Annotated in this window: 8 protein-coding genes; 6 read left to right on the top strand and 2 right to left on the bottom strand. The window is 67.7% G+C overall.

Annotation, left to right across the window (positions count from 1 at the left end; genetic code table 11):
- A partial coding sequence (locus K0M70_RS04455) for an SRPBCC family protein (protein WP_290779809.1) occupies positions 1-470 on the top strand: 470 nt, incomplete at its 5' end.
- A 25-nt stretch (positions 471-495) separates the two neighbouring features.
- Here the strand turns inward: K0M70_RS04455 and K0M70_RS04450 are convergent.
- Positions 496-1,758 carry a multidrug effflux MFS transporter gene (locus tag K0M70_RS04450; RefSeq protein ID WP_290779811.1) on the bottom strand — a complete coding sequence of 421 codons (1,263 nt, stop codon included), beginning with the start codon at positions 1,756-1,758 and terminating at the stop codon, positions 496-498.
- A gap of 88 nt (positions 1,759-1,846) precedes the next feature.
- On the opposite strand from K0M70_RS04450, the gene K0M70_RS04445 reads away from it, so the two are divergent.
- Positions 1,847-3,646: an ABC transporter ATP-binding protein/permease gene (locus tag K0M70_RS04445; protein ID WP_290779806.1), complete on the top strand. Its 1,800-nt coding sequence runs from the start codon at positions 1,847-1,849 to the stop codon at positions 3,644-3,646.
- A 37-nt stretch (positions 3,647-3,683) separates the two neighbouring features.
- On the opposite strand, the gene K0M70_RS04440 is transcribed toward K0M70_RS04445, so the two are convergent.
- Complete coding sequence (locus K0M70_RS04440) at positions 3,684-3,827, bottom strand: hypothetical protein (RefSeq protein ID WP_290779803.1); 144 nt, start codon at positions 3,825-3,827, stop codon at positions 3,684-3,686.
- A gap of 134 nt (positions 3,828-3,961) precedes the next feature.
- Here K0M70_RS04440 and parC point away from each other — a divergent pair, with 134 nt between their 5' ends.
- The 4 genes from parC to K0M70_RS04420 all read left to right on the top strand — a co-directional run.
- Complete coding sequence (gene parC, locus K0M70_RS04435) at positions 3,962-6,211, top strand: DNA topoisomerase IV subunit A (RefSeq protein WP_290779800.1); 2,250 nt, start codon at positions 3,962-3,964, stop codon at positions 6,209-6,211.
- Complete coding sequence (locus K0M70_RS04430; RefSeq protein ID WP_290779797.1) at positions 6,208-6,549, top strand: zinc ribbon domain-containing protein YjdM; 342 nt, start codon at positions 6,208-6,210, stop codon at positions 6,547-6,549. The genes parC and K0M70_RS04430 overlap by 4 nt, the downstream gene beginning before the upstream one ends.
- A 164-nt stretch (positions 6,550-6,713) precedes the next feature.
- The gene (locus K0M70_RS04425) at positions 6,714-7,805 is read left to right on the top strand and encodes a c-type cytochrome (RefSeq protein ID WP_290779795.1); all 1,092 of its coding nucleotides are present in this window, start codon (positions 6,714-6,716) and stop codon (positions 7,803-7,805) included.
- A gap of 13 nt (positions 7,806-7,818) precedes the next feature.
- The coding region (locus K0M70_RS04420) for a DUF924 family protein (protein ID WP_290779793.1) at positions 7,819-8,145 on the top strand (327 nt) is incomplete at its 3' end.

The following is an 8,145-nucleotide window of genomic DNA, read 5'->3' as shown; positions in this document are numbered from 1 at the left end:
AGGGCTACCACGTGCCGCACATCCACCCGGGCCTCAACAGCCTGCTGGACTACCGGCAATACGTCACCGAAACCCTGGATTGGTTCTCGTACCAGTACAGCCCGCTGCAGAGCGACCAGGGCCTGTATGGCGACGGCGACGCGGTGTACTACTTCATCTACCCCAACACCATGCTCAACCTGCTGCCCGGCCGGCTGCAGACCAACCGCGTGCTGCCGCTGGGCGCCGACCGCTGCATCGTCGAGTTCGACTACTACTACGCGGCGTCCGACAGCGCCGATGCCGAAGCCCGCAAGCAGGCCGACCACGATTTCGCCCACCAGGTGCAGGACGAAGACATCGAAATCTGCGAACACGTGCAGCGCGGCCTGGCCTCAGGCTCCTACCTGCCCGGCCGCCTGAACCCCCTGCGCGAAAACGCCGTATTCCACTACCACGAACTCCTCCGCACCGCCTACCGCTCCCCCTGAAAACGTACCAGGTACATTTTCACGGTTACAGCTCGGCGGTGGGTTCGTGCCTGGCCATGTTCGGATCGGGATCCGGGATCGGGCCTGGATAGCGGTTGCTGTGCGAGACATACCACCGCCACAGTGCGAACGCAGCCACCGTGAAGGCCGCGGCAGTGAGGGCCAGATGCAGTCCGCTGCCGCTGACCAGCGGCGACAGCACGCCGGCGATCAGGGCGTTCGACATCAGGCTGACGAAGGCCTGCATGGACGAGGCACTGCCGCGCTGGCGCGGGTACATGTCCAGGATGGCCAGCGTGACTATCGGGAACACCAGGGCGATGCCGAAGGCACCCAGCGCCGTCGGCAGCACGGCCCAGGGCAGCGTGGGGGCGTCGGTGAGGACGTTGTAGCCGATGTTGTAGGCGGCGGCCACGCCGCAGCAGGCGAAGCCCCACTCCACCAGCCGCCGCCCGCTCATGCGTCCCGCGGCGCGGCCGCTGGCGAATGCGCCCAGCATCATGCCGCCGATGGTGGGCGCGAAGAACCACACGAAGTCCTGCTCGCCCAGGCCCAGCAGGTCCATCACGAACGCCGGCGCCGAAGCGATGTACAGGAACAGCGCCCCGAAGTTGAGCGTGCCCACCAGGGTCAGCAGCCGGAACCGCCGGTTGGCCAGCATGCGGCCGTAGTCACGCGCCAGCGTGACCGCATGCAGCGGCACGCGATTGGCCGGCGGATGCGTCTCGGGCAGGCCCCAGGCCGTCAGCACGAACAGCACCATCCCGAACAGCGCCAGGAACCAGAAAATGCCGTGCCAGTTGGTCCAGCCCAGGATCAGGCCGCCGATCACCGGCGCGATGGCCGGCGCTATGCCGAAGATCATCGATATCTGGCTCATCAGCCGCTGCGCATCGTCGCCGTCGCGGCAGTCGCGTACCACCGCGCGCCCCACGATCAGCCCCACGCCCGCCGAAAGACCCTGCAGCGCGCGGTAAACCAGCATCGTGGTCATGTCGGTGGCCAGCGCCGCGCCGATGGACGACAGGGTGAACAGCACGATGCCCGCCAGCAGCACCTTGCGCCGCCCGATGGCGTCCGAGATCGGTCCATGGAACAGCGACATGGCCGCATACCCGAACAGGTAGACGCTGATCGTCTGCTGCATGGCGACCTTGCCCACGCCCAGGTCGCTGGCCATCACCACGAAGGCCGGGAACACCGTATCGATCGAGAACGGCCCGAACATGGCCAAGCCGCCGAGGATGAAGGCCAGCCGGGCGCGTGAAATTTGCTGTGGGGAAGTCATTGGCATGGGCAGCAGGAATCCGTGCCAGCATAACAAGCCTCATCCTGACCGGCGTGCAAGCCGTTTCGTCCCACCCAGCCAGACTCCCATGACCCGACCCGCCGACTCCGCCGCCCCAGACGCACCCCCGGTCGCCGAACGAAGCCTCGCCGGCATCCTTCGCGAGCTCGTTCCTTTCCTGAAGCCCTACCTGGGGCGGATCCTGCTGGCCCTGGCCTGCCTGGTCGCGGCCAAGCTGGCCAACCTGGGCGTGCCGTTGATCCTCAAGGGCCTGGTGGATGGCCTGGACGTGGAGCCGTCGCTGCTGGTGCTGCCGGTCGGGCTGTTGCTGGCCTACGGCGCCTCGCGCCTGTCGGTGACGATGTTCACCGAGCTGCGCGGCATCGTCTTCGCCCGGGTGATGGCGCGCAGTTCGCGCACCGTCATGCTGCGCGTGTTCCGGCACCTGCACGCCCTGAGCCTGCGCTTCCACCTCAACCGCCGCACCGGCGGCGTGGCCCGCGACGTCGAGCGCGGCGGCAGCGCCATCTCCGACCTGCTCGACTGGACCATCTACACCATCATCCCGACGATCCTGGAGATCGGCCTGGTGACCGCCGTGCTGGTGTGGAACTACGACTGGGGCTTTGCCGCCATCACGCTGGGCACCATCGCCGCCTATGTGGTCTGGACCTTCCGCGTCACCGAATGGCGCACCCGGTTCTACCGCGCTGCCGTGGAAGCCGACACCCGCGCCAGTGCGCGCGCCGTGGATTCGCTGCTCAACTTCGAGACGGTGAAGTACTTCAACAACGAAGAACACGAAGCCCGGCGCTACGACGAAAACCTGTGCCAGATGGAGGACGCGACGGTGAAAAGCCTCAAGTCGCTGGCCGTGCTCAACCTGGGCCAGAGCGCCATCGTGGCCGTCGGCATCACGGCGCTGATGTGGCGCGCCGCCGCGGGCGTGGCTGCCGGCGAGATGACCATCGGCGACCTGGTGCTGGTGAACGCCTACCTGCTGCAGCTGTCCGCACCGCTCAACTTCCTGGGCATGGTGTATCGGGAAGTAAAGCAGGCCATCACCAACATCGAACGCCTGTTCGGCCTGCTGGACGAAAGCCAGGACGTGCGCGACCGCCCCGACGCCACCGCGCTGGTGGCCACCCGTCCGCAGGTGACCTTCACCGACGTGCACTTCGGCTATGACGCGCGCCGCGAGATCCTGCACGGCGTCAGTTTCACCATCCCGCCCGGCGGCACGCTGGCGGTGGTAGGGCATTCGGGCAGCGGCAAGTCGACGCTTTCGCGGCTGCTGTACCGTTTCTACGAAATCAACGGCGGCAGCATCGCCATCGACGGCCAGGACCTGCGCACGCTTACCCAGGACTCGGTGCGCGCGGCCATCGGCATCGTCCCGCAGGACACCGTGCTGTTCAACGACACCATCCGCTACAACATCCGCTACGGCCGCCCCGATGCCAGCGATGAGGAAGTGGAGGCCGCCGCCCGCTCGGCCCACATCCACGACTTCATCCTCACCCTGCCCGACGGCTACGAAAGCGAAGTGGGCGAGCGCGGCCTCAAGCTCAGCGGCGGCGAGAAGCAGCGCGTGGCCATCGCCCGCGCCCTGCTGAAGAACCCCGCCATCCTGATCTTCGACGAAGCCACATCGGCACTGGACTCAGCCAGCGAACAGGCCATCCAGGACGAACTGGACCGCATCGCCATCGGCCGCACCACGCTGGTGATCGCCCACCGCCTGTCCACCGTGATGGACGCCGACGAAATCCTGGTGCTGGACGGCGGCAACGTGGTCGAGCGCGGCAGCCACACCGCCCTGCTGGCCCGCAACGCCCGCTACGCCACCATGTGGCGCCTCCAACAGCAGGAACAACCCACCCCATGACCATAACGGGGTCAGGTTAACTTCCTGCGCTGTTTTGCTAGGCGCCGGCGAGGAGGGGGGCCAGCAGCAGCCAGGCGCCCACCAGGGCCACGCCGATCATCAGCAGGCGGATGAAGAAGAAGGTGACCTTCCAGGCCACCAGCAGGCCCAGGGCCAGCAACACGAATCCAAGCACGCTCATGGCATTGATTCCTCGAAGTTTCCAGGCAGCCTGCGGGCCCGCGCCTGAATGCCGCGAAAACCGCATCTGTCGCGGCCGGTGAGCCGGCGCGGCGGCTAGAATGGCGGCTCCATCCGCTCCGAGCACGTCCCCGCATGACCGAGCCTGCCCGCCCCACCTTCCACGGCTTCGAACAGATCCCGCTGCGCGAGTACGCCGAACGCGCCTACCTGGACTATTCGATGTACGTGGTGCTGGACCGCGCCCTGCCCTTCCTGGGCGACGGCCTCAAGCCCGTGCAGCGCCGCATCATCTACGCCATGAGCGAGCTGGGCCTGGGCGCCGGCGCCAAGCCCAAGAAGTCAGCCCGCACCGACGGCGACGTCCTCGGCAAGTTACACCCGCACGGCGACAGCGCCTGCTACGAAGCCCTGGTGCTGATGGCGCAGCCCTTTTCGTACCGCTACCCGCTGATCGAAGGCCAGGGCAACTTCGGCTCCACCGACGACCCGAAGTCGTTCGCGGCCATGCGCTACACCGAATCCAAGCTCACCCCCATCGCCGAAGTGCTGCTGGGCGAACTGGGCCAGGGCACGGTGGACTGGGTGCCCAACTTCGACGGCACCCTGCAGGAGCCCAGCTGGGTTCCCGCGCGCCTGCCGCACCTGCTGCTGAACGGTACGATGGGCATCGCCGTGGGCATGTCCACCGACATCCCGCCGCACAACTTGAACGAAGTGGTGAGCGCGGCCATCCGACTGCTAGACGACCCGGATGCTACGGTGCGCGACCTGTGCGAACACGTGCGCGGCCCCGACTACCCCACCGGCGCCGAGATCATCACGCCCGCCGCCGACCTGATCAGCATCTACGAAACCGGCGGCGGCAGCGTGCGCGCCCGCGCCACGTGGACGCGCGAGAACCTCAACATCGTCATCACCAACCTGCCCTACCAGGTGTCGCCCTCGAAAATCATGGAACAGGTGGCGCAGCAGATGCGCGCCAAGAAACTGCCGTGGCTGGAAGACCTGCGCGACGAGTCCGACCACGAGAACCCGGTGCGCCTGGTGCTGGTGCCGCGCAGCAACCGGGTGGACTTCGACGGCCTGATGGGCCATCTGTTCGCCACCACGGACCTGGAGAAAAGCTTCCGGGTCAACTTCAACATCATCGGGCTCGACGGCCGCCCGCAGGTGAAGAACCTCAAGACCTTCCTCACCGAATGGCTGGAGTTCCGCAACACCACCGTGGCCCGCCGCCTGCGCCATCGCCTGGAGCGCGTCGATCGCCGCCTGCACATGCTGCAGGGCCTGCTGGTGGCCTTCCTGAACCTCGACGAAGTCATACGCATCATCCGCACCGAAGACGAGCCCAAGGCCGTGCTCATGGAGCGCTTCGGCCTGGACGACGACCAGGCCGAATACATCCTGGAAACCAAGCTCAAGCAGCTGGCCCGCCTGGAAGAAATGAAGATCCGCGGCGAGCAGGACGAGCTGGCCAAGGAGCGCGACAAGATCCAGGCCACCCTGGAATCCAAGGCCAAGCTCAAGAAGCAGGTGAAGGACGAACTGCTGGCCGACGCCAAGAAGTTTGGCGACGCCCGCCGCTCGCCGCTGGTGCAGCGCGACGCCGCCCAGGCCATCAGCGAAAGCGACCTGGTGCCCAGCGAACCGGTGACGGTGGTGCTGTCGAAAAAGGGCTGGATACGCAGCGCCAAGGGCCACGACGTGGAGGCCGGCGCGCTGAGCTATCGCGATGGCGACGGCCTGCTGCAGGCGGTGAAGGGGCGCAGCACCCAGCAGGTGGCCTTCCTGGATTCCACCGGCCGCAGCTATTCCGCCCTGGCGCACACCCTGCCCAGCGCACGCGGCAACGGCGATCCGCTGAGCGGGCGCTTCTCGCCGCCGGCGGGCGCGTCGTTCGTGGGCGTGGCGGTCGCGGACAACGAAGCGCGCTACGTGCTGGCCTCCAGCTACGGCTATGGTTTCGTCACCAAGTTTGAAAGCTTCACCGGCCGCAACAAGGCCGGCAAGGCCCTGCTCAATCCCGGCGACGGCGACGTACTGCCGCCGGCGCCGGTCACCGACGCCAAGACCGACTGGGTGGTGTCGATCACCAGCGCCGGCCACCTGCTGGCGTTCCCGCTGGCCGAACTGCCTGAGCTGGACAAGGGCAAGGGCAACAAGCTCATCCAGATCCCGCCGGCCAAACTCAAGAGTGGCGAGGAAAAGGTGATCGCCCTGGCCAGCGTGCGCAACGGCGGTGAGCTGACGGTGTACTCGGGCAAGCAGAAGCTGGTGCTGAGCTGGCGCGACCTGCAGGCCTACGAAGGCACCCGCGCCAGCCGCGGCAACCTGCTGCCGCGCGGCTTCACCAAGGTCGACCGCGTTGAAACCAGCGCATGAGCGACCTGCCCCCCTGCCCCGCCTGCGCCTCGGCCTACACCTACCAGGACGGCGTTTCGCTGGTCTGCCCGGAGTGTGGCCACGAATGGTCGGCCGCCGAACCGGCGGCGCCGGCTGAAGAGATCAAGGTCGTCCGCGATGCCGTCGGCAACGTCCTCAGCGACGGCGACAGCGTCACCGTCATCAAGGACCTCAAGATCAAAGGCTCGGCATCAGTGGTCAAGATCGGCACCAAGGTGAGGAACATCCGCCTGGTGGACGGCGACCACGACATCGACTGCAAGATCGACGGCATCGGCGCCATGAAGTTGAAATCGGAGTTCGTCCGCCGGGAGTGATCAACCGGCCTGGAAGTCCCCGGCGCCCGGAGGAAGGAACAACGCCGGGGTCGGCCTTCAGCGGGTGCAGGTAAGTTTGTCCGAGCCGCGCGGGCCCCAGCGATTGGCGCCGGAACCGGTGCTGGTTTACGTTGTCTTCATCAACTCCTCGATTGGCCGCCCCAATGACCCTGCCCGCCGGAACGCTGCGCCTGTGCGCGTTTGTCACCGCCGCCCTGCTGGCCGCCGCGCCGGCCCTGGCCCAGAACGCCATGCCGCCGCTGATGCCGGAAGAATCGGCAGCCGCCGCCGCCCGGTACCAGCAGTACTGCGCGCTGTGCCACAGCCCCGACCGCTCGGGCTACGCCAACGACCACGCGCCATCGCTGAAGTCACCGCAGCTGTTCGAAGCGGGCTTTCCCTATGTCATCGCCGAGGCGATCGCCTACGGCCGCCCGGGCACGCCCATGGGCGCCTACCACGAGGAAGTGGGCGGTCCGCTGACGCGCACCGAGATCCGGCAGCTGACGCGGTGGCTGGGCGAACAGGCCGCCGCCACGCCGGTTGAACTGCCGGACGGCGCCGTGGCTGGCGACGTCGCGCTGGGCGCGAAGGTTTACGCCGACAGCTGCGCCAGCTGCCACGGCGCGCAGGGCGAAGGCGGCACCGGCACGGCGCTGGGCAACGCCACCATGCTGGCGCTGACGCCTGACTCCTTCATCCGCCACACCATCGAGAACGGCCGCGACGGCACGCCCATGCTGGCTTTCCGCGACAGCCTCAGCCGCGAACAGATCGACGGCGTCACCGCCTTCATCCGCAGCCGCAGCTCGGGCTGGACCGTGCCCGAGGTGAAGCGCCACACGCCGCCGGCGCTGGACGCCTACATCATCAACAAGGACGCGTCCGCGCCCGAGTTCACGCTCACCGACGGCCTGTACGTCAGCGCCGCCGAACTCGACCGCGAGCTCAAGGCGCGCAAGCGCATGGTGCTGCTGGACACCCGCGTCACGTCCATGTGGGAGCGCGCGCACATCGAAGGCTCGGTGCCGGGCCCCTACTACGCCAGCCGCGAAGAAGTGATGGCGAACCTTCCGACCGACGGCACCTGGATCGTGGCCTACTGCGAATGCCCGCGCGCCGCCGCCGAATCGGTGGTGCGCAAGCTGCGCGAGGGCGGCGTTCAGAACACCGCGGTGCTGTGGGAAGGCATCCAGGGCTGGGTCAGCCTGGGCTACCCGGTGGTGAGCGGCAACGCGGCACCCCGGGCCGAGTGAAGGGCATCCACGCATGAGCACACCCACGCAACCCGACGACATCCTGCACTTCTGGTTCGTTGAAACCCCCGAAGCCGCGTGGTGGAAAGTGGACCCGGACTTCGACGCGCTGCTCCGCCAGCGTTTCCAGGCGCTGCTGCAGCAGGCCGCGGCGGGCGAACTGCACGGCTGGCGCGACAGCGCGCCAGGCCGGCTGGCCGAGGTGATCGTGCTGGACCAGTTCCCGCGCAACATCCACCGCGGCACGCCCCAGTCTTTCGCGCACGACCCGATGGCCCTGGCGCTGTCGCAGGAGGCCGTGCGCGCCCGCGCGCGGGGCGCGCTGGCGCCGGGGCAGTGG

The sequence above is a fragment of the Arenimonas sp. genome (assembly GCF_019459675.1).
Lineage (GTDB): Bacteria > Pseudomonadota > Gammaproteobacteria > Xanthomonadales > Xanthomonadaceae > Arenimonas.
The sequence above is the reverse complement of the archived record's forward strand: the minus strand, read 5'-3'. Positions and strand labels throughout refer to the sequence as shown.